General features: G+C 71.9%; 22 protein-coding genes. 10 read left to right on the top strand and 12 right to left on the bottom strand.

The genetic code is table 11. The features are described from left to right. The first annotated feature begins 17 nt into the window (after positions 1-17). The 4 genes from E8D34_RS08235 (at position 18) to E8D34_RS08220 (ending at position 3,760) form a co-directional block, all read left to right on the top strand. A complete protein-coding gene (locus E8D34_RS08235; protein WP_240771226.1) occupies positions 18-476 on the top strand; it encodes an Lrp/AsnC family transcriptional regulator in 459 nt (152 codons plus the stop codon). A gap of 449 nt (positions 477-925) precedes the next feature. After that, positions 926-2,509 (top strand): apolipoprotein N-acyltransferase, encoded by a 1,584-nt coding sequence (gene lnt, locus E8D34_RS08230; protein ID WP_136594144.1) that lies wholly within the window; start codon positions 926-928, stop codon positions 2,507-2,509. Between the two features lie 37 nt (positions 2,510-2,546). Beyond that, positions 2,547-3,260: a polyprenol monophosphomannose synthase gene (locus E8D34_RS08225; protein WP_240771247.1), complete on the top strand. Its 714-nt coding sequence runs from the start codon at positions 2,547-2,549 to the stop codon at positions 3,258-3,260. Beyond that, entirely contained in the window at positions 3,257-3,760 is a 504-nt protein-coding gene (locus E8D34_RS08220; RefSeq protein WP_136594142.1) for an FxsA family protein, read from the top strand. The genes E8D34_RS08225 and E8D34_RS08220 overlap by 4 nt, the downstream gene beginning before the upstream one ends. Before the next feature lie 18 nt (positions 3,761-3,778). On the opposite strand, the gene E8D34_RS08215 is transcribed toward E8D34_RS08220, so the two are convergent. The 4 genes from E8D34_RS08215 to E8D34_RS08200 form a co-directional block, all read right to left on the bottom strand. Then, a complete protein-coding gene (locus E8D34_RS08215; RefSeq protein WP_136594141.1) occupies positions 3,779-4,168 on the bottom strand; it encodes an RNA polymerase-binding protein RbpA in 390 nt (129 codons plus the stop codon). A gap of 127 nt (positions 4,169-4,295) precedes the next feature. Next, positions 4,296-5,693 (bottom strand): MFS transporter, encoded by a 1,398-nt coding sequence (locus tag E8D34_RS08210; RefSeq protein WP_206056620.1) that lies wholly within the window; start codon positions 5,691-5,693, stop codon positions 4,296-4,298. Next, positions 5,690-6,475 carry a glycerophosphodiester phosphodiesterase family protein gene (locus E8D34_RS08205; protein ID WP_240771225.1) on the bottom strand — a complete coding sequence of 262 codons (786 nt, stop codon included), beginning with the start codon at positions 6,473-6,475 and terminating at the stop codon, positions 5,690-5,692. The genes E8D34_RS08210 and E8D34_RS08205 overlap by 4 nt, the downstream gene beginning before the upstream one ends. Before the next feature lie 13 nt (positions 6,476-6,488). Next, on the bottom strand, positions 6,489-8,033 hold the full coding sequence (locus E8D34_RS08200; protein ID WP_136594139.1) for a UDP-N-acetylglucosamine 1-carboxyvinyltransferase: 1,545 nt from the start codon (positions 8,031-8,033) through the stop codon (positions 6,489-6,491). A 129-nt stretch (positions 8,034-8,162) separates the two neighbouring features. On the opposite strand from E8D34_RS08200, the gene E8D34_RS08195 reads away from it, so the two are divergent. Then, positions 8,163-9,179 (top strand): zinc-dependent alcohol dehydrogenase family protein, encoded by a 1,017-nt coding sequence (locus tag E8D34_RS08195; protein WP_136594138.1) that lies wholly within the window; start codon positions 8,163-8,165, stop codon positions 9,177-9,179. 91 nt (positions 9,180-9,270) lie between these two features. Continuing rightward, entirely contained in the window at positions 9,271-11,655 is a 2,385-nt protein-coding gene (locus E8D34_RS08190) for an excinuclease ABC subunit UvrA (protein WP_136594137.1), read from the top strand. Positions 11,656-11,682: 27 nt separating this feature from the next. Here E8D34_RS08190 and E8D34_RS08185 read toward each other — a convergent pair whose 3' ends face one another. Beyond that, positions 11,683-12,612, bottom strand: coding sequence for a proline dehydrogenase family protein (locus tag E8D34_RS08185; protein ID WP_136594136.1), 930 nt, complete (start codon positions 12,610-12,612; stop codon positions 11,683-11,685). Positions 12,613-12,721: 109 nt separating this feature from the next. Here E8D34_RS08185 and E8D34_RS08180 point away from each other — a divergent pair, with 109 nt between their 5' ends. From E8D34_RS08180 to E8D34_RS08170, 3 genes are all read left to right on the top strand, one after another. Continuing rightward, on the top strand, positions 12,722-13,900 hold the full coding sequence (locus E8D34_RS08180; protein WP_136594135.1) for a helix-turn-helix domain-containing protein: 1,179 nt from the start codon (positions 12,722-12,724) through the stop codon (positions 13,898-13,900). 129 nt (positions 13,901-14,029) lie between these two features. Further along, entirely contained in the window at positions 14,030-15,667 is a 1,638-nt protein-coding gene (gene pruA, locus E8D34_RS08175) for an L-glutamate gamma-semialdehyde dehydrogenase (RefSeq protein ID WP_136594134.1), read from the top strand. 188 nt (positions 15,668-15,855) lie between these two features. Then, on the top strand, positions 15,856-16,650 hold the full coding sequence (locus E8D34_RS08170; RefSeq protein WP_206056616.1) for an MBL fold metallo-hydrolase: 795 nt from the start codon (positions 15,856-15,858) through the stop codon (positions 16,648-16,650). A gap of 195 nt (positions 16,651-16,845) precedes the next feature. Here the strand turns inward: E8D34_RS08170 and E8D34_RS08165 are convergent, their stop codons facing one another. The 4 genes from E8D34_RS08165 to E8D34_RS08150 all read right to left on the bottom strand — a co-directional run bounded on the left by E8D34_RS08165 (position 16,846) and on the right by E8D34_RS08150 (position 19,740). After that, positions 16,846-17,358 (bottom strand): N-acetyltransferase, encoded by a 513-nt coding sequence (locus E8D34_RS08165; RefSeq protein ID WP_136594133.1) that lies wholly within the window; start codon positions 17,356-17,358, stop codon positions 16,846-16,848. A 64-nt stretch (positions 17,359-17,422) separates the two neighbouring features. After that, on the bottom strand, positions 17,423-17,797 hold the full coding sequence (locus E8D34_RS08160; RefSeq protein WP_136594132.1) for a DUF5658 family protein: 375 nt from the start codon (positions 17,795-17,797) through the stop codon (positions 17,423-17,425). Positions 17,798-17,954: 157 nt separating this feature from the next. Then, the gene (locus tag E8D34_RS08155) at positions 17,955-18,710 is read right to left on the bottom strand and encodes a DinB family protein (protein WP_136594131.1); all 756 of its coding nucleotides are present in this window, start codon (positions 18,708-18,710) and stop codon (positions 17,955-17,957) included. Positions 18,711-18,747: 37 nt separating this feature from the next. Further along, positions 18,748-19,740 (bottom strand): aldo/keto reductase, encoded by a 993-nt coding sequence (locus E8D34_RS08150; RefSeq protein WP_136594130.1) that lies wholly within the window; start codon positions 19,738-19,740, stop codon positions 18,748-18,750. Positions 19,741-19,932: 192 nt separating this feature from the next. On the opposite strand from E8D34_RS08150, the gene E8D34_RS08145 reads away from it, so the two are divergent. Further along, positions 19,933-20,358: a hypothetical protein gene (locus E8D34_RS08145; RefSeq protein WP_136594129.1), complete on the top strand. Its 426-nt coding sequence runs from the start codon at positions 19,933-19,935 to the stop codon at positions 20,356-20,358. 158 nt (positions 20,359-20,516) lie between these two features. Here the strand turns inward: E8D34_RS08145 and E8D34_RS08140 are convergent, their stop codons facing one another. From E8D34_RS08140 to E8D34_RS08130, 3 genes are read right to left on the bottom strand one after another with little or no spacing between them, the layout of a single operon-like run. Continuing rightward, entirely contained in the window at positions 20,517-21,275 is a 759-nt protein-coding gene (locus E8D34_RS08140; RefSeq protein ID WP_136594128.1) for a methyltransferase domain-containing protein, read from the bottom strand. Then, positions 21,272-21,610, bottom strand: a complete 339-nt coding sequence (locus E8D34_RS08135) for a type II toxin-antitoxin system RelE/ParE family toxin (protein ID WP_136594127.1) — start codon at positions 21,608-21,610, stop codon at positions 21,272-21,274. The genes E8D34_RS08140 and E8D34_RS08135 overlap by 4 nt, the downstream gene beginning before the upstream one ends. Positions 21,611-21,616: 6 nt before the next feature. Then, entirely contained in the window at positions 21,617-21,919 is a 303-nt protein-coding gene (locus E8D34_RS08130; RefSeq protein ID WP_136594126.1) for a type II toxin-antitoxin system Phd/YefM family antitoxin, read from the bottom strand. Between the last annotated feature and the right edge of the window lie 13 nt (positions 21,920-21,932).

Below are 21,932 nucleotides of genomic sequence, written 5' to 3'. Positions count from 1 at the left end.
GCCCTAGGGTGTCCGGGGTGAGCGAGAGTGGACCTGTCGAGCAGATCGATCGACGGATTCTGGAGCTGCTCGCGACCGACGGGCGGATGTCGTACACCGACCTCGGCAAGGCGACCGGACTGTCCACCTCCGCGGTGCACCAGCGGGTCAAGCGCCTGGAGAAGCGGGGCCTGATCCTCGGCTACGGGGCGGCGATCAACCACGCCGACCTGGGCCTGCCGTTGACGGCCCTGATCTCGATCCGGCCGATCGACCCCTCGCAGCCCGACGACTGCCCCGAGCGGCTCGAGGGGATCGCGGAGATCGAGTCGTGCTGGTCGGTCGCCGGCCAGGAGTCCTACGTCCTGAAGGTGCGCACCGGCACGCCCGTCGAGCTCGAGGAGCTGCTCGCCCGGATCCGCGCGGCGGCCAACGTCTCGACACGCACCACGATCGTGCTCTCGACCTACTACGAGAACCGCCCCGTCACCGGCTGAGGCCGTGCCGGGAACCGCCGCCCGCACAGGGCGGCGTCATCGGCGCGCACGAAACGTTCAGATCTCTCGACCGAGATGAAACAAAGCCCACTGCCGTGACCTGGCCCACGCCTGATTCCCCGCATACCCAATGTGGATGATTCTGAAACGGTTGACACGGCACGCCCACATCACAAGAGTTACCAGCGTCGCTCGATGTGGTCGCGGGAAGTGGACCGCCGTCCGAGTGGCCGCTGTCGGGGGAGTCGCACCAGCTCCACCCGCCGACGGTCCGCGGAGGTCGGTTCACCCCGCGAGTGCGACGCGGAAGGGTCTCGCGCACCCTAGACAACGCTTCGACATGGGCAGCCGGCCGATGTTCGGAGTGGCCCGAAGATGCGCGCGACCCTTCCGCCCCCGGTCGGCCCGGAGCGGCCGGCGCCCGCAGGGTGGCCGTACCCTTGCTCCCTGTGACGGATCGCAGGGCGTGGGCACTCAGGTGCGCCGTCGCCACCCTCGCCGGCCTGATCACCTCGGCGGCGTTCGAGCCCATCGCGTGGCCGGTGCTGCTGCCCCTGGGGGTGGCCCTCTTCGGCTGGTCCTGCACCGGTCTCACCGTGCGCCGCGCCGCGCTCACCGGCTGGCTGTTCGGCATCGCCTTCTACTTCACCCACATCGACTGGATGCGGTCCTCCATCGGTCCCGACGCCTGGCTCGGCCTCTCCACGCTCGAGTCACTGTTCTACGCCGCGGCCGGCGCCGCCATGCCGTTGGTGCGCCGCCTGCCCGCCTGGCCGCTGTGGGCGGCCGCCGTCTGGACGGCGGCCGAGTGCCTGCGCAGCGTGTGGCCCGCCAGCGGCATGCCCTGGGGCCGCCTGGCGTTCGCGACGATCGACACTCCCGCGGCCCCCGCGGTCGCCTACCTCGGGATGACGGGGCTCTCGTTCGCGCTGGCCCTGCTGGGCTTCCTGCTGGTGCACGCAGCTGACCGCCACGCCGGCGGCACGCTCTGGCTGCGCCTCGCGCCGGCGGTGGGACTGGTCGCTCTGCTGGTGGTCCCTGCCGTCGCGCCGTACGACGTGACCACGGACCGGACGGTCGCGGTCGCGGCCGTGCAGGGCAACGTGCCAGGGCCGGGCAACGACATCCTGTACGACTCCCGCGGCGTGACGGCCAACCACGTGCAGGCGACCGAGGACCTCGCGGCCGACGTCGCGGCCGGCCGGGTCGAGCGTCCGGACTTCGTGGTGTGGCCGGAGAACTCCACCGCCGTCGACCCGTTCGACGACCGCGAGGTGAGCGCGGGTATCCGCCGCGCCGTCTCGGCCATCGACGTGCCGGTGGTCGTGGGCGGTCTCGTCGACGACCCCGAGCCCGGGCACATCCTGAACCAGGGCATCGTCTGGGACCCCGTCACCGGGCCCGGCGACCGCTACACCAAGCGACACCCGGTGCCGTACGGCGAGTACATCCCGTTCCGCGACCTCTGGGACCCGAAGTTCGGGCAGCTCGCCCTGATCACACGGGACATGCGCGCCGGCACCCGGACCACGCCGCTGCGCGTGGACGGGGCCCTGGTCGGCGACGCGATCTGCTTCGACATCGCCTACGACGACGTCACCACCACCCAGGTGCGCAACGGCGCCCAGATGCTGATGGTGCAGACGAGCAACGCCAGCTTCATCTTCACCCACCAGATCGAGCAGCAGTTCGCGATCACCCGGCTGCGCGCACTGGAGGCCGGCCGGTGGCTCGTGGTCGCCTCCACCAACGGCCGCAGCGGCGTGATCGCCCCGTCGGGGGAGGTCGTCGCGTCCGCGGACCCGCGCACCACAGCGGTGCTCAGCGAGCGGGTGGGACTCAGCGACACCCTCACCCCCGCCGTGCGGATGGGCGACTGGCCGGCACGACTTCTCTCCCTCGCGGCGCTGCTCGGCCTCGCGCTGGGCGCTCTGGCGTATCGTCGGAATCGGCACGATGCCGGCGTGCCGACCGAGCCCGCCCCGACGCCGTCGGCGGTGGTCCCCAGCGCGAACGAGGCCCCCGTTGCTTGACGAACCGCAGAACCACCACGCGCTCGGCCGCGTCCTGATGGTGGTGCCGACCTACAACGAGGCCGAGAACCTCGGCTGGATCGCCGACCGGCTGCGCCGCGCGCAGCCCGAGGTCGACCTGCTGGTCGTGGACGACGCCTCGCCCGACGGCACCGGCCGGATCGCCGACGAGCTGGCCGCGGCCGACCCGCACGTCCACGTGCTCCACCGCGAGGGCAAGGGCGGGCTGGGAGCGGCGTACCTGGCCGGCTTCGCCTGGGGCCTCGGCGAGGGCTACGACGTGATCGGGGAGATGGACGCGGACGGCTCGCACCAGCCCGAGCAGCTGCACCGCCTGCTCTCCGCACTGCAGGATGCCGACCTCGTGATCGGCTCGCGGTGGGTGCCCGGCGGTTCGGTGGTCAACTGGCCCTGGCAGCGCGAGGCGCTGTCGCGCGGGGGCAACCTCTACGTCCGGCTGCTGCTCGGGATCGACGTGCGCGACGCCACCGCGGGCTACCGCGTGTTCCGGCGCACGACGCTGGAGAAGATCTCGCTCGACGAGGTGCGCTCCACCGGCTACGTCTTCCAGACCGACCTGGCCGCGCGCACGCTCCGCGCTGGCCTCACCGTCGCGGAGGTGCCGATCGAGTTCGTCGAACGCGTCCGCGGCGACTCGAAGATGAGCGGTCAGGTGGCGCTGGAGTCGCTGGCACGCGTCACGCAGTGGGGGATCCGCGAGCGGTGGCAGGGCCTGCGGGGGCGCCGATGACCCGGTCCGGCCGACGCCGGCTGGCGATCGTCCTGTTCGTCGCCTTCATCGTCGTACCGCTCATCGAGCTGTACGTGCTGATCCAGGTGGGACAGGTGATCGGCGCCGCGCCCACCATCGTCCTGCTCGTGGTGGACAGCCTGATCGGTGCGTGGCTGCTCAAGCGCGAGTGGGGCCACACCTGGCGCGCGCTCCGCACCAGGATCGAGGAGGGCGGGCTGCCCACCCGCGAGCTGGCCGACGGCGCCCTGGTCACCCTGGGCGGCGCGCTCATGCTCAGCCCCGGCTTCGTCACCGACATCCTCGGCGTGCTCCTCATCCTGCCGCCGACGCGACCCGTGTTCCGCCGTCTGGTGATCGCCTACGCCGCGTCGCGCGCCACCGTGACGATGACCAACGCCTACGGGCAGACCGTCTACGGCCCCGGAACGCAGACCCGCCCCGGACCGGCGGCCGGTGATGCCGTGGTTCGGGGCGAGGTCATCGACGACGAGCAGTGACGCCCGTCGGGGCACACCTCAGGTGTGCGCCGCCTTGCGCTTGCGCGGGGACGAGCGGTGCAGGTGCGCGGGACCGATCTCGCCACCGCGCAGGAGCTCCAGACGCTCGGTGAGGATCGCCTCCAGCTCCTCCGGGGAGCGGCGCTCCAGGAGCATGTCCCAGTGCGTGCGCTGCGGCTTGTCCACCTTCTCCTCGGCCTGGATGCCGGCCGTGCTGGTGGCCTCGACGCCGCATCGCGGGCACTCCCAGACCGCCGGGACCTCGGCCTCCATCGACATCGTGATCTCGAACTCGTGACCCTGCGGACAGCGGTATCCCACCTGCTGGCGTGCCGCGAACTCGATCCCGCGCTCGTCCTCGAAGGACTGACCACCCAGTCGGGCGCCACGCAACGTACGTTCGGCCATCTCTACCTCCATCGCCCGAGACAACGAGGACCCGTCGCCGGGGGACGTCCCCGATCAGCGGAGGACGGACGCCCTCGTCTCCTTCAACGCTACCCAGGCCCGCAAGGTTGCCATCGTGACGACTGTCTCACTCCGGGGCGGCCGCCGCGTCCGCGGCGCTCGTCCGGACCAGTCCCAGGAGCAGGCCCAGGCCCAGGAGCAACACCGCGGCGATGCCGAGGATTCCCCAGTACTCGGCGTCGTCGGACGTGCTTCCGGTCACCGTCGCGCCGAGCCAGATCGCGATCGCGAAGGCGGCGGGCGCCAGGAAGCTGACCGCTCGCCCGGTGGTGGCGTAGAGGCCGAACACCTGGCCCTCGCGCCCCGGCTCGATGAGCCGTGCGAGATAGGACCGTGAGGCGGACTGCGCGGGGCCGACGAAGATGCACAGGAGCAGCCCGAACGCCCAGAACGCCCCCTGTCCGGCGTCGTGGAGCACGAAGATCACCAGGCCCGCGACCACCATGGAGACGAGGGCGATCTGGATCACCCGGAGCGCGCCGATGCGGTCGTCGAGGTGCCCGAAGGCGATCGTCGCCACGCCCGCGACCACGTTGGCCGCGATGCCGAAGATGATCACGCCGCCGTCGCTGAAGTCGAACACGTTGGCCGCGATCACCGCTCCGAAGGTGAACACGCCGGCGAGGCCGTCGCGGAAGACCGCCGAGGCGACCAGGAACCAGACCGTACGACGGTCCGCCCGCCAGAGATCGGCGATGCTGGCGAAGAGCAGCCGGTAGGAGGCGAGCAGCCCGATCCGCGTGCGGGCGACGTCGCGGGGCATCGGGCGGTCGCGCAGCGTGAGCAGGACGGGCAGCGAGAAGACCAGGGTCCACAGGGCGCAGAGCAGCATGGTCACGCGCACGTCGAGGGCGTTCTCGTCACCCACGCCGAAGAGCCCGACCTCCGGGCTGATCAGGCCGAAGTAGACGATCAGCAGCAGCACGATGCCGCCGAGGTAGCCCAGGCCCCACCCCAGTCCCGAGACGCGCCCGATCGTGGCCGGCGTCGACACCTCGGAGAGCATCGCGTTGTAGTTGACCGAGGCGAACTCGAAGAAGACGTTGCCGGCGGCCAGCAGCAGCAGGCCGAGCCACAGGTAGTCCGGCGAGGGCTGGACGAAGAACATGCCGGCAGAGGCGAGGACCACCAGGCCGGTGTTGATGCCCAGCCAGCGTCCGCGATGGCCCGAGCGGTCGGCCCCCTGCCCGCTGACCGGGGCGAAGAGCGCGACCATCAGGCCCGCGCCCGCCAGCGCCCAGCCCAGCTTCGAGGCGGCACCCGGCCCGAAGTCGTCGGAGGTGATGTAGACGCTGAACACGAAGGTGGTGATCACCGCGTTGAACGCGGCCGAGCCCCAGTCCCAGAGTCCCCAGGCGTAGACGGGCCAGCCGAACCGGCGCCTGCCGCCGTCACCGTCGTTGCCGCGGCCGAACAGCTCGTCGGCGGTCGGGCCCTCCACCGGGAGCGGCGCCTCGTTGGTCATCGGTTCCCCCTCCGGCGCGACCACCATTGGCCGCGCGCTACGAGCACATCCTTGAGCAGATCGGTGCGGTCGGTGAAGATTCCGTCGATTCCGAGGTCGAGGAGCTCGTGCATCTGGTCCGGCTCGTCGACGGTCCACACGTGGACCTGGACCCCCGCTGCGTGGGCACGCCGCAGCAGGCCCTCGGTGAGCACCCGCAACGGACCGCGGGTGACGGGGATCTGCAGGGCGGCGGGCCGACCGGGGGTGAGCAGCCGGGCGATCGCGGCGGTGGGGGAGAGGCGGAAGGCGAGCACCTCCAACGGGTGGGCGGCCGTGGCCACCCGGCCACCGGTACGCCGGCGGAACCGCCGGGTGCGGCGTACCGAGAACGAGCCGACCAGGACGCGCTCCGCGAGCCCGCGCTCGAGCACCAGGTCCGCCAGCAGCTCGACGGCGGCCTCGGACTTGAGGTCGACGTTGAAGCACGCCTCGGGGAACGCGTCGAGCAGGTCGGTGAAGACCGGGATCTCCTCGCGGCCGCCGACCCGCGCCCGGCGTACCTCGTCGAGCGTCAGCTCGGCGATGGCCCCACTGCCGTCGCTCACGCGGTCGAGGACGTCGTCGTGGAACGCCAGCAGCACGCCGTCGCGGGTGGCCACCACGTCCGTCTCGAGGTAGTCGTACCCGAGGTCGGCGGCGTGCTGGAACGCCGCCAGGGTGTTCTCCAGCCCCTCGATCTCCGGGTGGTAGGCGCCGCCGCGGTGGGCGAACGCCAGCACCCTGCCCTGCCGCAGGTACACCGGCTCCGGCCGATCAGATGTCGCGGAAGGTCTCGATGTCGGCGCCCAGCGAGCTGAGGCGCTCGGCGAGGTCCTCGTAGCCGCGGTGGATCACGTAGGTGCCGCGCAGGACCGAGGTGCCCTTGCTGGCCAGCATCGCCAGCAGGACGACGACCGCGGGCCGCAGCGCAGGCGGGCACATCAGCTCGGCGCCCGACCACGAGGTCGGTCCCTCGATCATCACCCGGTGCGGGTCCAGCAGCGTCACCCGGCCGCCGAGCTTGTTGAGCTCGGTGAGGTAGATCGCGCGGTTGTCGTAGACCCAGTCGTGCAGGTGCGTGGCGCCCTGGGCGACCGCGGCGATCACCGCGAAGAACGGCAGGTTGTCGATGTTGAGGCCGGGGAAGGGCATCGGGTGGATCTTGTCGCGCGGCGCCACCATGTCCGAGGGCAGGGTCCGGATGTCGACCAGGCGGGTGTGGCCGTTCGCGGCGAGGTACTCCTCGCTCAGCTCGTACCGGAAGCCCATCTCGGTCAGCACCGCGAGCTCGATCTCGAGGAACTCGATCGGCGCCCGGCGGACGGTGATCTCCGAACGCGTCACGATCGCCGCGGCGATCAGCGACATCGCCTCGATCGGGTCCTCGCTCGGCGCGTAGTCGACGTCGACGTCGATGACCTCGCGCCCGGTCACCCGCAGCGTGGTGGTGCCGATCCCTTCCACGGACACGCCCAGCGCCTGCAGGTAGAAGCAGAGGTCCTGGACCATGTAGTTGGACGAGGCGTTGCGGATCGTCGTGGTGCCGGGGTGCAGGGCGGCGGCCATCAGCGCGTTCTCGGTCACGGTGTCGCCGCGCTCGGTCAGCACGATCGCCCGCTCGGGCACGATCGCCCGGTTCACGCGGCCGTGGTACCAGCCGTCGGTCGCCTTGACCTCCAGGCCGAAGGGGCGCAGCGCGGACATGTGCGGCTCGACGGTGCGGGTGCCGAGGTTGCAGCCGCCGGCGTACGGCAGCTCGAAGGCGTCGGCACGGTGCAGCAGGGGGCCCAGGAACATCAGCACCGAGCGCGTGCGGCGCGCAGCCTCGGCGTCGATGTCGGTGAGGTCGAGCTCCTTGGGCGGGATGATCTCGAGGTCGTTGTCCTCGTTCATCCAGCGCGTCTGGACGCCGAGGCTGCTGAGCACCTCGAGCAGTCGGTTGACCTCCTCGATCCGAGCCACCTTGCGCAGCGTCGTGCGACCGCGGTTGAGCAGCGAGGCGCAGAGCAGCGCGACACCGGCGTTCTTGGAGGTCTTCACGTCGATGCTGCCGGTCAGCGTCGTCGGACCCTTCACGCGCAGGTGGGTCGGGCCGGCGCCGAGCGCGACGATCTCGGAGTCCAGTGCACTGCCGATCCGCGCCAGCATCTCCAACGAGAGGTTCTGGTGGCCCTTCTCGATCCGGTTCACCGCGCTCTGGCTGGTGTTGAGCCGGTCGGCGAGCTGGGCCTGCGTGAGTCCACGGTGCTTGCGCGCGTCGCGAATCAGGTTGCCGATCCGGCCCTTGTAGTCGCCGGTCTCATCGAGCTGAGCATCCATGCGACGACGGTAACTCACATATGAGATATCGCAACTTCGTCGGCGCGTCGCGGCGTGTCGAGCGGGGGCCCGCCGCGTCGACGGAGGCGGCGACCGCACTGCTTGCCCGGCGATGCAAGGATGAGTGCCATGCTCGCCACGACGATCCATGGTACTCGGGACATCCGCTTCGAGCAGGTCCCCGATCCGGTGATCAAGAAGCCGACCGACGCGATCGTCCGAGTCACGGCCGGCTGCATCTGCGGCTCGGACCTGTGGCCCTACCGCGGGGAGAACCCGATCCGCCCCGGGTCGACGATCGGCCACGAGTGCATCGGGGTCGTCGAGGAGGTGGGTTCCGAGGTCTCGCGGACCAAGGTCGGCGACTACGTCGTCGTCCCGTTCGACCACTGCGACAACACCTGTCCGCACTGCCTGGCCGGGATGCACTCCGCCTGCTCGAACCTCGGCTTCACCGGCAGCGGGCAGGGCCAGTACACCCGCGTGACCCAGGCCGACGGCAGCCTGGTCGCCGTGCCCGAGGCGCCGTCCGCCGACCTGGTGCCCGCACTGCTGGCCCTGTCCGACGTGATGCCGACCGGCTGGCACGCCGCGGTGGCCGCCGGCGTCACCCCCGGCTCGACCGCCGTCGTCGTCGGCGACGGCGCCGTCGGGCTGTGCGGCGTGCTGGCGGCGGCCACGATGGGCGCGGAGCGGATCATCGCGATGTCGCGCCACGAGCCGCGCCAGGAGGTGGCCCGGGCGTTCGGAGCCACCCACGTCGTCGCCGAGCGTGGCGAGGCAGCCCGGGAGGCCGTGCTCGAGATCACCGACGGCGTCGGCGCCGACGCCGCCCTCGAGTGCGTCGGCACCGACGGAGCGATGAAGACCGCCATCGACGCGACCAGGCCCGGAGGCGGCGTCGGCTTCGTCGGCGCGCCGCACGGGGTGGAGGTACCGATCCGCACGCTGTTCGAGCGGAACATCGGCCTGCGCGGCGGGATGGCGCCGGTGCGGGCCTACCTGCCCGACCTGCTGGACCGGGTGCTCGCCGGCACGCTCGACCCCGGCGCGGTCTTCGACCTCACCCTGCCGATGTCGGAGGCCGCCGAGGGCTACCGGGCGATGGACGAGCGTCGCGCGATCAAGGTGCTGCTCGAGCCCTGAGGCGGCCGCGCCGCACCGGTCGGGAACCGGGCCGTCGTACCGCCCGTTCACTCGCTAGCCTGACGCGCGACCCCGAGGACGGAGCAGCACGATGACGACCACCGGCACAGAGGCCGAGCAGAGCCAGCACGCCGCCGACAGCCACGACCGGATCCGGGTCGTCGGCGCGCGGGTCAACAACCTCAAGGACGTCAGCGTCGAGATCCCGAAGCGCCGCCTGACCGCCTTCACCGGGGTCTCGGGGTCGGGCAAGAGCTCGCTGGTCTTCGGCACCATCGCCGCCGAGTCCCAGCGGCTCATCAACGAGACCTACTCCTCGTTCGTCCAAGGCTTCATGCCGACCCTGGCGCGGCCCGACGTCGACGTCCTCGACGGCCTGACCACGGCGATCCTGGTGGACCAGGAGCGGATGGGCGCCAACCCCCGGTCGACGGTGGGCACCGTCACCGACGCCAACGCGATGCTGCGGATCCTGTTCAGCCGCCTGGGCCAGCCGCACATCGGGTCGCCCCAGGCCTTCTCCTTCAACGTCGCCTCGGTCTCCGGGGCCGGCGCGGTCACGTTCACCAAGGGCGGTCGGGAGACCAAGGAGCGCCGCGAGTTCTCCATCACCGGCGGCATGTGCCCGCGCTGCGAGGGACGCGGCAGCGTCAGCGACTTCGACCTGACGGCGCTGTACGACGAGAGCCTGTCCCTCAACGAGGGCGCCATCACCATCCCCGGCTACAGCATGGACGGCTGGTACGGGCGGATCTACCGCGGCTGCGGCTGGTTCGACCCCGACAAGCCGATCGGCACGTACTCGAAGAAGGAGCTGGACACCCTCCTCTACAAGGAGGCCACCAAGATCAAGGTCGACGGGATCAACCTCACCTACTACGGGCTGATCCCGCAGATCCAGAAGTCGTTCCTGGCCAAGGACGTCGAGGCGATGCAGCCGCACATCCGGCGCTTCGTCGAGCGCGCGATCACCTTCACCACCTGCCCCGAGTGCGACGGCACCCGGCTCACCGCAGCGGCGCGGTCCTCGACGATCGCCGGGATCAGCATCGCCGACGCCTGCGCGATGCAGATCACCGACCTCGCGGCGTGGGTGCGCGACCTGGACGAGCCGTCGGTGGCGCCGCTGCTGGCGTCGCTGGGGGAGACCCTCGACTCCTTCGTCGAGATCGGCCTGGGCTACCTCTCGCTCGACCGCCCCTCCGGCACGCTCTCGGGCGGGGAGTCCCAGCGCACCAAGATGATCCGGCACCTCGGCTCGTCGCTGACCGACGTCACCTACGTCTTCGACGAGCCCACGATCGGGCTCCACCCGCACGACATCGACCGGATGAACGACCTGCTGCTCCGGCTTCGCGACAAGGGCAACACCGTCCTCGTCGTCGAGCACAAGCCCGAGGCGATCGCGATCGCCGACCACGTCGTCGACCTCGGCCCCGGCGCCGGGTCCGGTGGCGGCGAGGTGGTCTTCGAGGGCAGCGTGGCGGAGCTGCGCGGTGCGGACACCGTCACCGGACGCCACCTCGACCTGCGGGTGGGAGCGAAGGAGGACGTCCGGTCGCCGAGCGGCACCCTGGAGATCCGCGGCGCCAGCACGCACAACCTGCGCGACGTGGACGTCGACATCCCGCTCGGCGTGCTCACCGTGGTCACCGGCGTCGCCGGCTCCGGGAAGAGCTCGCTGATCCACGGCTCGGTCGCCCCCCGGGAGGGCGTGGTCGCGATCGACCAGAGCGGGATCAAGGGCTCCCGGCGCAGCAACCCCGCCACCTACACCGGGCTCCTCGACCCCATCCGCAAGGCCTTCGCCAAGGCCAACGGGGTCAAGCCCGCCCTGTTCAGCGCCAACTCCGAGGGCGCCTGCCCGACCTGCAAGGGGGCCGGCGTCATCTACACCGACCTGGCGGTCATGGCCGGTGTCGCGACACCGTGTGAGGAGTGCGAGGGCAAGCGGTTCCAGGCCGCGGTCCTGGAGTACACGCTCGGCGGTCGCAACATCGCGGAGGTGCTGGGGATGTCCGTGGCCGAGGCGGAGCCCTTCTTCGCCGACGGCGAGGCGCGGATCCCGGCGGCCCACAAGATCCTGACCCGGCTCGCCGACGTCGGACTCGGCTACCTCACCCTCGGACAGCCGCTGACCACCCTCTCCGGCGGTGAGCGCCAGCGGATCAAGCTCGCCAACCAGATGGGGGAGAAGGGCGACGTCTACGTGCTCGACGAGCCCACCACGGGGCTGCACCTGGCCGACGTCGAGCAGCTGCTCGGCCTGCTCGACCGGCTGGTCGACGCCGGCCGCACGGTGATCGTGATCGAGCACCACCAGGCGGTGATGGCGCACGCGGACTGGATCATCGACCTCGGGCCCGGCGCCGGCCACGACGGTGGGACCGTGGTGTTCGAGGGCACCCCGGCGGCGCTGATCGAGGACCGCTCGACGCTGACCGGCGAGCACCTGGCGGCGTACCTCGGGAGGTGAGGCACGCCGCCGGTCGAGTCAGTGCGCTCAGCTGGCGCGGGCCAGCGCCTTCAGGAAGAAGGCGACATTCGCGGGCCGCTCGGCCAGCCGGCGCATGAAGTAGGGGTACCACTCCTCGCCGAACGGCACGTAGACGCGGACCTGGTGCCCCTCGGCCACCAGTGCGGTCTGGAGGTCGCCCCGGACGCCGTAGAGCATCTGGAGCTCCCAGTCGCTGGCCCCGCGACCCTCCTCGCGGGCGCGGCGCCGGGCGACCTCGATCATCGCCGGGTCGTGCGTGGCCACCATCGGGTAGCAGCGCGAGGCCATCAGCCGCGCCACGTCGGCGCGGTAGGCCTCGTCCACCTCGACCTTGCGCTGGTAGGCCACCGACGCCGGCTCCCTGTAGGCGCCCTTGACCAGGCGCACCCGGACCGGGTCGGCGGCGAGGTCGGCGATGTCCCCGGCGGTCCGCCGGAGGTTGGACTGCAGCACGGTGCCGGTGCGCGGGTGCTCGCGGCGCAGCTCGTTGGCGATCGCCAGCGTGGAGTCGACGGTGGTGTGGTCCTCCATGTCCAAGGTGACCATCGTGCCGGCCGCGGTCGCCGCCGCGCAGATCTCGGCCGCGAGGTCGAGCGCCACCTGGTGCCCCCGGTCCGGCAGCGCCTGTCCGAGGGCCGAGAGCTTGACCGAGACCTCCGTGGCGGGGCCCGCGCCGGCGCTGGCGAGCGCGTCGAGCAGGGCGAGGTACTGGTCGCGGGTGCGCCGGGCGCCGGCGATGTCGCTGACGCCCTCACCCAGGATGTCGAGGCTGGTGGCCAGGCCTCCGGCCGCCGCGTCGCGGGCCACCTCGAGCGCGGCGGCCTGCTCGGCGCCGGCGACGAACCGGGCCACGACCTTGCGGGTGATCGGGACGGCCTCGACGGCCCGACGGGCGCGGCCACTACGGGACGCCTTGTTCAACACGGTGCTCAGCACGGCACACACTCCTTCGCTGTCGCAGCCGAGCGTAAGATCCCCGGAGCGGGGCTGCGTATGGACAGATGGACGACATCCGGCGACCGGATATGGAGCAAATGACACAGGTATGGCGACCGTGACCAGCCAGCTCGAGACCCTGGTCGAGGACCTGGCCGCGCTCCTCGGAGGGCCCTGCGTGCTCGAGGACGCCGACTTCAACCTGATCACGTACGCCGCCCAGGGCGAGGTCGACGACGTACGCCGGCGCACCATCCTCGAGCGGCGCGCGAGCCGCGAGATCCGTGATTGGTTCCACGGCCACGGCATCCGGGACGCGGAGCAGCCGGTCCGCACGCCGGCCGACCCCGACCTCGGCATCAGCCCCCGGCTGTGCGTCCCCGCACGCCACCAGGGCCGCCCCTACGGCTACTTCTGGCTGATCGACCCCGACCAGTCCGTCGAGGAGTCGCTGTGGCCGGACGCGATGGCCATCGCCGAGACCGCCGGCGTGCTGCTGAGCCAGGCCGGCCGGCGGCAGGCCCGGGTCGAGGCGCACCTGGCGGACCTGATCGGCTTCGACGGGGCCGACACCCGCCAGGCCGCTCGGGGCCTGGCGGCGCTGACCGGGCTCGAGCTGGATGGCCCCGTGCGCTGCCTGGTGGTCGCCGGCCCCGAGCGGTCGCTCGAGGTCGCCTCGCGGCGCGCCCGCCCGGGCGTGGTGTGGGCCGAGCACGTCGGACCGGGCCGCGGCGCCACGGAGCGCCTCGTGCTGATCGGAGCCCGCCGGCTGGGGGAGTGGAGCGATGCCGGCGAGCTGCTGAGCGCCCTCTCCGCGCCCGGACCGACCGACCAGGAGCTGGCCGGCTCGCTGCGGTTCGGCGTGGGGCCGGCGGTCCCGGGCCTGGCGCGCCTGCCCGACAGCTGGGCGGGCGCCCGGACCGCCCTACGGGTAGCCCTCCGGCAGCCGGAGACCGGCGGCGTCCCTTCGCCGGCACGGTGGGACGACCTCGGCGCCCTCCAGCTGCTCCGGGTCCTCGCCTCCGACGACCTGCGCCGCACGGTGCTCTCCGGACCGGCGGGCGCCTTCGCGCTCGGCGCGGACGAGACGTTGGTCCGCACGGCGCGGACCTACCTCGACGAGGCCTGCAGCCCCGGCCGCACCGCCGCCGCCCTCACCATCCACCGGCAGACGCTCTACCACCGGCTCCGCCAGATCGAGGCCGCCACCGGCCTGGATCTCACGCGTGGGCAGGATCGACTCACGCTGCACCTGGCCCTCTCGTTCAGCGACTACCTCACGGCGTGACATCTGGTCGACCTTCCGAGCGCTGCTCTCGGACATTCGTCTGTTCTCCGCGCCGCGTGGCGCTCCTACGGTGGACCGTGGCCCCGCGCGTGAGGACCGCGCGGCAGCACGACCCGAAGGAGCACCCCCTTGGACGCCATCACCCGTACGCCGGCCCCGGTCAACGAGCCGAACCTGACCTACGCTCCGGGATCCGAGGAGCGGGCAGCGCTGCTCGCCGAGCTGCACCTGCAGGAGGCGGAGTCGGTCGCCTTCACCGCGGCCATCGGCGGCAAGCGCCGGATGGGCGGCGGCGCCCCGATCGAGGTCGTCCAGCCGCACGACCACCGCCACGTGCTGGGCGTTCTCAACAACTCCACCCGCGAGGACGCGGAGGAGGCCATCGAGGCGGCGCTCGCCGCCGCGCCGGCCTGGCGCGCGCTCCCGATCGACGAGCGGGTCGCGATCTTCCTCAAGGCGGCCGACCTGCTGGCCGGCCCGTGGCGCCAGCGGATCAACGCCGCCACCATGCTCGGCCAGTCGAAGACGGCGTTCCAGGCCGAGATCGACTCCGCCTGCGAGCTGATCGACTTCTGGCGCTTCAACGCGCACTTCGCCAAGGAGATCACCGCCGAGCAGCCCATCGCGAACAGCCCCGGCGTCTGGAACCGCAGCGACCACCGGCCGTTGGAGGGCTTCGTCTACGCCATCACGCCGTTCAACTTCACCGCGATCGCCGGCAACCTGCCGACCGCGCCCGCGATGATGGGCAACGTCGTTGTCTGGAAGCCGTCGCCGACCCAGCAGGCCTCCGCGCACCTGGTGCTGGAGCTGCTGGAGGAGGCGGGCCTTCCGGCCGGCGTGATCAACATGCTGCCCGGCGACGGCCTCGAGGTCTCCGAGGTGGCGCTGACCCACCCCGACCTCGCCGGCATCCACTTCACCGGATCCACCGCGACCTTCCAGCACCTGTGGCGGACCGTCGGCGAGAACATCGCGTCGTACCGGACCTACCCGCGGCTGGTCGGCGAGACCGGGGGCAAGGACTTCGTGCTGGCCCACCCGTCCGCCGACGCCGACGTGCTCCGGGTCGCGCTGATCCGCGGCGCCTTCGAGTTCCAGGGGCAGAAGTGCTCGGCCGCCTCACGCGCCTACGTGCCGCGCAGCCTCTGGGAGCGGATCCGCGACGACCTGGTCGCCGAGGTCGAGGGCCTCACCATGGGCGACGTCACCGACCTGACCAACTTCATGGGCGCCGTCATCGACGACCGCGCCTTCGCCCGGCTGCGGGCCGCGATCGACCGCGCCCGGTCGGCCGAGCACCTCGAGATCGTCGCCGGCGGCCAGGTCGACGACTCGGTCGGCTACTTCGTCCGGCCCACGATCGTGGTCAGCGAGGACCCGGGCGACGAGATCTTCGCGACCGAGTACTTCGGCCCGTTGCTGGCCGTCCACGTCTACGAGGACGCCGATTACTACGAGGTTCTCGAGCAGATGGAGTCGTTCTCGGCGTACGCCCTCACCGGCTCGATCCTCGCCCAGGACCGCCGGGTGGTCGCCGAGGCCAGCGAGCTCCTGCGCTTCGCCGCCGGCAACTTCTACATCAACGACAAGCCGACCGGCGCGGTTGTCGGCCAGCAGCCGTTCGGCGGCTCGCGCGCCTCGGGCACGAACGACAAGGCCGGCTCGCCGGCCAACCTGCTGCGCTGGACCTCACCCCGGTCCATCAAGGAGACCTTCGTTCCGCCGACCTCGGTCGCCTACCCCCACATGGCGCCCGAGGCCTGATCGGCCGAACGAGGACCCCGGCCCGTGGGACACCCCCTGACGTCCCACGGGTCCGGGAGGCGGGCGGGGACCCGACCGGTCCCCGCCCGCCGCGCACCCCGGCGGCGAGGTCGGAGGGGCTCGGCCCTACCGGGTGCCGACGTGACGTGGGAGCGTAGATCCGCGCCGACGTGGGACGAGGAGGCACCGTGACCGACAGCGCTCGGAGCGACCGCGCCGACGGAGCCCTGAGCGTGTCCTGGATCGGTCACTCCACGGTCACGCTGGACCTCGACGGGGTCCGGATCCTGACCGACCCGCTGGTCAAGCGGCACAACGGCCCCTTGCGACGCCGCTACCCGATGCCGCACCCGCGGCTGTACCGGGACCCCGACGCCGTGCTCATCTCCCACCTCCACCACGACCACGCCGAGCTGCCGTCGCTGCGGATGTTCCCGGGCGTGCCCCTGCTGAGCGCGCCGCTGAACGCCGCGTGGCTGCGCAGGCGTGGCCTCGCCGGGGTCGACCTGGGCGAGGAGTGGCACCCGATCGCCGACGGCCCGGTCAGCGTGCGCGCCGCCCCCGCCGTACACGGGCACCGCCCGATGCCGCACCGCCCGAACGCCGTCAACAGCCACCTGGTGCGGGGCAGCCGGTGGACGGTGTGGGCCGTGGGGGACACCGAGCTCTTCGACGCGATGAGCGACATCCCGGAGATGCTCGGTCGGCCCCTGGACCTGGTGCTGGTGCCGATCGCCGGCTGGGGACCGCGGCTGTCGGGCGGGCACCTCGATCCGGTGCAGGCCGCCGAGGCCTGCGTGCGCACCGGCGCCGCGCGGGCACTCGCCGTCCACTGGGGCACCCTGCATCCGCCGATCATCCACCGACCGACCGATCCGTGGATCGACCGGCCGCACCCGGAGTTCGTGCGCGCGCTGGAGCGTCTGGCACCGGACTGCGAGCTGATCGACCTGCGCCCCGGGGAGTCGGCCACGATCTCCTGACGGGCGCGCGTCGCTGGCGGCGTGGACGCTACGTCGTGGACGCTACGTCGTGGACCGCGCCACCCGGCGCATCCGCACCAGGATCGAGGACACGTGGGCCTGCGCCGCGATCCGCGCCGCCTCGGCGTCGCCCGCGGCGATCGCCCGCCGCCGGGCTGGGGCGGCGAGCCGATCCCGTCGGACCGGCAGTGGCCGTCAGACGCCGAACGCGGGCGGATAGGCGACCACGCCGGCGGGGGTCGGGCGGTCCGGGTCGAGGCGGAGCGCCATGAACGCCTCGTCCGGCACCTCGAACGGCGCGGTGATGCCGAGGCTGCTGGCCGACTCGAAGCCGAACCGCGGGTAGTAGTCGGCGTGGCCGAGCACCACGACGAGGCTCTCGCCACCTTCCCGGGCGGCGGCGAGGGCACCGTGGATCGCGGCGCTTCCCGCACCCGTCCGCTGGTGGTCCGGCAGCACGGCGCAGGGGGCGAGGGCCAGGGCCGGCTCGCCGCCGACCGTGCAGCGGGTCAGCAGCGCGTGACCGACGACCGCGCCGTCGGGCGCCTCCGCCACCCAGGACAGTCCGTCGACCCACGCGTCCGGGTCGGCCCGGAGGGCCTCCACGAGGTCGGCCTCGGCCGCGGTGGGGAAGGCGGCGACGTTGACTGCCCGGATCCGGCCGTCGTCGGCCGGCGTCTCCGGGCGGGCGATCCATGCGGTGTCCATGCCGTGAGTCGACCAGGGCCACCTCCCGCGCCGCAAGACGTCACCCGCCGCACCGGCCGGGAGCTCACGTCAGCTGGACCCACAGCAGCGCGTTCGCCGCGCCCTGGGCCAGCTTGGCGCAGCCCACCAGGGCGATCGTGGCGACCACGGTCCACGAGTAGAGACCGGTCGGCCGGCCCAGCGCGAGCAGGCACAGCGCGGCCGAGAGCAGGGACGCGGCCATCGTGTAGCCGAGCACACCGATCACCGACATCGCCGCCGCGGCGACGGGGTTCGCCTCCTCGGAGATGCCGGCGCCCATCATCGCCACCGTGGTGTAGCCGTCGAGCACGATGGCGAGCGTCCACACCAGGAGGAGCAGCGTCCGCAACGCCGACCGGTGCGCGACGGCCAGACCGCCCGGGGCGGTGCGGGCCAGGTCGATCAGCTCAGACCGCAACACCGCCAGCGTCGACCGGAGCGACGAGCTCGACGCGCTCGACGCGCTCGCCCGACCGCCAGTCGGCAGGGCGGGGGAGGAGGTCACCTACCGGACGATGCCCAGCGCCCACCGGCTCACGCATCGCCCGGATCGGGTAGCACCGGCGCCCGCCGGGTCACGCCTGCGTCTGCAGCACCGCGAGATCCCGCGCTGCATAGCGGTGGTGCTCGACCTCCTCGTTCAGCACGACCCTGACGCAACGCCGTACGACGTACTCCTCGTCGGCGTACCAGGGCGCGGGCCTGCGGGCGCACACCCGGTCGAGCTCGGCCTCGTCGAGCCGGTCCACGAGGCGCCGTACGACCGCCATCCGCTCGGCGCGCGCGGCCAGCACCTCGTCCAGGGTCGGCGTCGCCCCCAGGTCGAGCCCGGCGCTGGCGGCCTGTTCCGGCGACGTGCTGCCCGCCGGGTAGCCCCAGCGGTGGAAGGGCGACTCCTCCTCGAGCACGGCGCTCCCGACCCAGGCGTCGCTGGCGAACAGCAGGTGCCGCTGCGTCTCCACGAACGACCACTCACCGTCGACCCGCCGCTGGAGCGCGCTCTCACCGAGCAGCCGGGCCCGCTCGACGGTCTCGGCCCACATCACCACGATCGCGTCCCACGCGGCGCGGACGTCGGCGGGGGAGTCGGCCTCACGGACCAGCACCCGGGCCGGGTGCCGCCGGTCCAGCTCGGCCTCGACGTACGCCGTCACGTCCACGTCGTTCACCACCACCCGCCCGAAGTCGCCGCCCAGCGAGACGTCGCCGCCGTAGCAGTCGACGATCGTGAGCCCGCTGACCTCGCAGTCGCGGATCTCGAGCCCGGCGAGCTCGCAGAGGTGGATCCTGCCGCCGCGCAGCTGGTCGGTCTGGGTCAGCTCGGTCGCCATCCCGCCAGTCTGCCGCGGACCACCCCCAGCCGGCCGCTCAGGCGTCGATGGAGCTCATGTCGCCGTACCGATCACCGGCGACGGCACCCCGCGGGACGGCCTCCTCGATCGCCGCGAGGTCGGCGGTGTCGAGCGTCACGGCGGCCGCCCCGACGTTCTCCTCGAGGTAGGCGACGCGACGCGTGCCCGGGATCGGCACCACGTCCTCGCCCTGGGCGAGCACCCAGGCCAGCGCGAGCTGACCCGGCGTGCAGCCCTTCCGCTCGGCCACCTCCGTCACCTTGTCGACGAGCTGGAGGTTGGCCGTCAGGTTGTCGCCGAGGAAGCGCGGGAAGTACGCCGTCGAGCGGCGATCGCCGTCGGCCGACGGCGTGCTGGAGATGGCGCCGGTCAGCAGGCCGCGGCCGAGGGGGGAGTAGGGCACCAGTCCGATGCCCAGGTCCCGCAGCGTCGGCAGGATCTCGTCCTCCAGGTCGCGCGTGAAGAGGGAGTACTCGGTCTGCAGTGCCGTGATCGGGTGGGTGGCGTGCGCCCGGCGGATCGTCGTCGGGGACGCCTCGGAGAGGCCGAGGTGCCGTACCTTGCCCGCCTCGACCAGCTCCTTCATGGCGCCGACGGTCTCCTCGATCGGGACCGTCCGGTCGACCCGGTGCTGGTAGTAGAGGTCCAGGTGATCCACGCCCAGCCGCTCCAGCGAGGCGTCGCAGGCGCGACGGACGTAGTCGGGACTGCCGTTGATCCCGAGCCGGGTGCCGTCGGCGAGCCGCTCGTTGCCGAACTTCGTGGCCAGCTGCACCTCGTCGCGGCGGCCGGCGATCGCCTTGCCGACCAGGCGCTCGTTGGTGAACGGCCCGTACATGTCGGCGGTGTCGATGAACGTGACGCCGAGGTCGAGCGCGCGCCGGATGGTGGCGATGCCGCCGGCCTCGTCGGGCGTTCCGTAGAACTCCGACATGCCCATGCAGCCGAGGCCGAGCGCCGAGACGGCGAGCGCTGAGGTGGTGCCGAGGGTGCGGGTTGGAAGCGTCATGCCCACCAGACAACGCCCTGAGGGGCGCCCCAGGTCAACCCCTGCGGGGTCATCCGCGCACGACCTGCCGTGATCGGCCCGACTCCGGCCTCACTGACGGAGTGCGCTCCAGGTCGACGCCGTCGCCGGTAGCGTCGTCCCGCAACGCGCATCCAGATGACATAACTGGCGCACCGGCTGAGAAGGAGCCCTGTGGACGAGCCTGGCTGTGAGGTCGTGATCGAGACGCCCACGACCGCCGGCGTGCACCAGGCCGCCGACCTCGCGCGCCGGTGGCTGCCGGCGTTCCTCGCGGGACGTCGCGCGGACGACGACGTGTACGCCCACGGCGTCAGCACGTGGCACAACACCGGCGACTGGGAGGCCGAGATCCAGCAGACGCCGTCACGCACGCGCAGCATCCAGGCCGGCGCGGAGCTGCGCGTCGAGGACGTCAGGGTGAACGTGTTCGACGGCGGCTGGGTCGTGCGCTCGGTGACCGTGGGCGCCAGCGGCGACGGTCGGGCTGTCCGGATCCCGTCCTGCCTGGTGGTCACCCTGCGCGACGGACGGATCGCGCGGTTCGAGGAGTACGCCGACTCACGTGCCGTCGAGGTGCTGTTCGGCCCGCCGTCGTGAAACCGATGCGTCGTCAGGTCGTCGGACGCCTCGGGACCCCTCCTGGGCCATATCGCCGATAAGTGACATTATGTCATTGCGCGTCGGGAGGAGCGCCCTGAGCCACTCCCCACGACGTTCTCCTGAATGACAGCCGGGTCATGACAACGGTGTGACTCTCAGGGGCGCTCCAGGAGCAGCTGCCACGCCATCCCGATGCGATTGAACGGTGCGCGACCGCTCAGATCGCGTTCCAGGGAAAGCAGCTGCTCGAAGTACTCCTGGTCGCGCTTCGCCTCGTCGTCCACCAGAAGATGGTTGGCGATCCGGTGTCCGTACAGCGCACGCACGTCGAGTCCAGCATCCTGCGCCTCCGCCACGGCGTCGTCGATCTCGACCTTGCGGGTATCGGTCCCGAAGGTCACCGTCTCCAGGCGGTCAGCGACGAGCTCGACGCTGGCTGCCGCAGGACCCTCGGAGACCAGCTTCCGCAGGACGCGTCCGGCGGGATTGACGTCCATCAGCGACAGCCTGCCGCCCGGACGCACCAGCGCCGCCAGCGCTTCCACGTCACCCGGGCCGGCCGGCCGGTACCGCAGCACGAAATGACATAACACGAGATCCCAGGTGCCGTCGGGCAGGTCGTCCAGGCCGCCGACGACCGTCGCGACGTCGACGCCCGCCTCGGCCGCGTGACGCCGGGCCTCCGCCAACCACGCCGCGGACGGGTCGAGGACCGTCACGTCGTGCCCCAGTGCCGCCAGCGGCACCGCGTCCAGGCCGTCGCCACCGCCGACGTCGAGGATCCGGAGCCTCTCCCCCAGGCTGTCACACTCACGGCGCAGCACGTCTCCGACGACGGCGTACCGGATCCGTGCCCACGGTGTCGCCGTGTACGCACGCCACGCGGCGAGGTGGTCGGTGAACAGGTCGTTCACGGGTGGACACCCTGGTCAGAGCCCATGCCCGCCCCGGAATTCCACTGCCGGCGCAGCAGGATCTCGTTGACCCGCTTCTCGGCGTACCGCTGGTCGACGCGAATGACCAGCACCACCAGTTCGCCGTCATCGATCCGGTAGATCACTCGGTACGGACCACGCCGCGCGGACCAGAACCCCTCGAGCTCGCGCTGCAAGGGCTTGCCGACGCGACGGGGGTCGCGGGAGAGATCTCCGTAGAGGAACTCGATGATCGCGGGCACGATGCGCGGCGGAACCCGACGCAGGTCATGCTGCGCCGTCGAGGCCAGGCGAACGTCGTACGACGACCCCACGTTCGCTCAGGCGCCAGCAGCCGGAGCGGAGCCACCACGCCGCGGGACGTTGAACTCGGCCCGGAGCTCCGCCTCCCCCGCCGTCTCACCCGCCGCGAGCTGCCGCTCACCCTCGGCGATGTCCTCCAGGATGCCGGGCTGGGACAGCCAGAAGAGCGTCTCTTGGAGCGACTCCCACTCGTCGACACCGATGAGCACGGCGGCCGGCGAGCCGTTCTTGGTGATGGTGACCTGCTCACGGGTCAGCGCGACAGCATCGACGAACTCGTTGAGCCGGTCCTTGACCTTGGAGATGGGCAGTGTCTGCACCCCGTCAAGAGTA

The sequence above is a fragment of the Nocardioides sp. GY 10113 genome (assembly GCF_004919105.1).
GTDB lineage: Bacteria > Actinomycetota > Actinomycetes > Propionibacteriales > Nocardioidaceae > Nocardioides.
Note: the sequence above shows the minus strand (reverse complement) of the source record. Positions and strands in the feature narration are given on the sequence as shown.

Coding starts and splice junctions, on each gene's coding strand:
- E8D34_RS08225 (WP_240771247.1), top strand. CDS start 2,547: ATGGTGGTGCCGACCTACAACGAGGCCGAGAACCTCGGCTGGATCGCC.
- E8D34_RS08220 (WP_136594142.1), top strand. CDS start 3,257: ATGACCCGGTCCGGCCGACGCCGGCTGGCGATCGTCCTGTTCGTCGCC.
- E8D34_RS08215 (WP_136594141.1), bottom strand. CDS start 4,168: ATGGCCGAACGTACGTTGCGTGGCGCCCGACTGGGTGGTCAGTCCTTC.
- E8D34_RS08210 (WP_206056620.1), bottom strand. CDS start 5,693: ATGACCAACGAGGCGCCGCTCCCGGTGGAGGGCCCGACCGCCGACGAG.
- E8D34_RS08200 (WP_136594139.1), bottom strand. CDS start 8,033: ATGGATGCTCAGCTCGATGAGACCGGCGACTACAAGGGCCGGATCGGC.
- E8D34_RS08195 (WP_136594138.1), top strand. CDS start 8,163: ATGCTCGCCACGACGATCCATGGTACTCGGGACATCCGCTTCGAGCAG.
- E8D34_RS08190 (WP_136594137.1), top strand. CDS start 9,271: ATGACGACCACCGGCACAGAGGCCGAGCAGAGCCAGCACGCCGCCGAC.
- E8D34_RS08180 (WP_136594135.1), top strand. CDS start 12,722: ATGGCGACCGTGACCAGCCAGCTCGAGACCCTGGTCGAGGACCTGGCC.
- E8D34_RS08165 (WP_136594133.1), bottom strand. CDS start 17,358: ATGGACACCGCATGGATCGCCCGCCCGGAGACGCCGGCCGACGACGGC.
- E8D34_RS08155 (WP_136594131.1), bottom strand. CDS start 18,710: ATGGCGACCGAGCTGACCCAGACCGACCAGCTGCGCGGCGGCAGGATC.
- E8D34_RS08150 (WP_136594130.1), bottom strand. CDS start 19,740: ATGACGCTTCCAACCCGCACCCTCGGCACCACCTCAGCGCTCGCCGTC.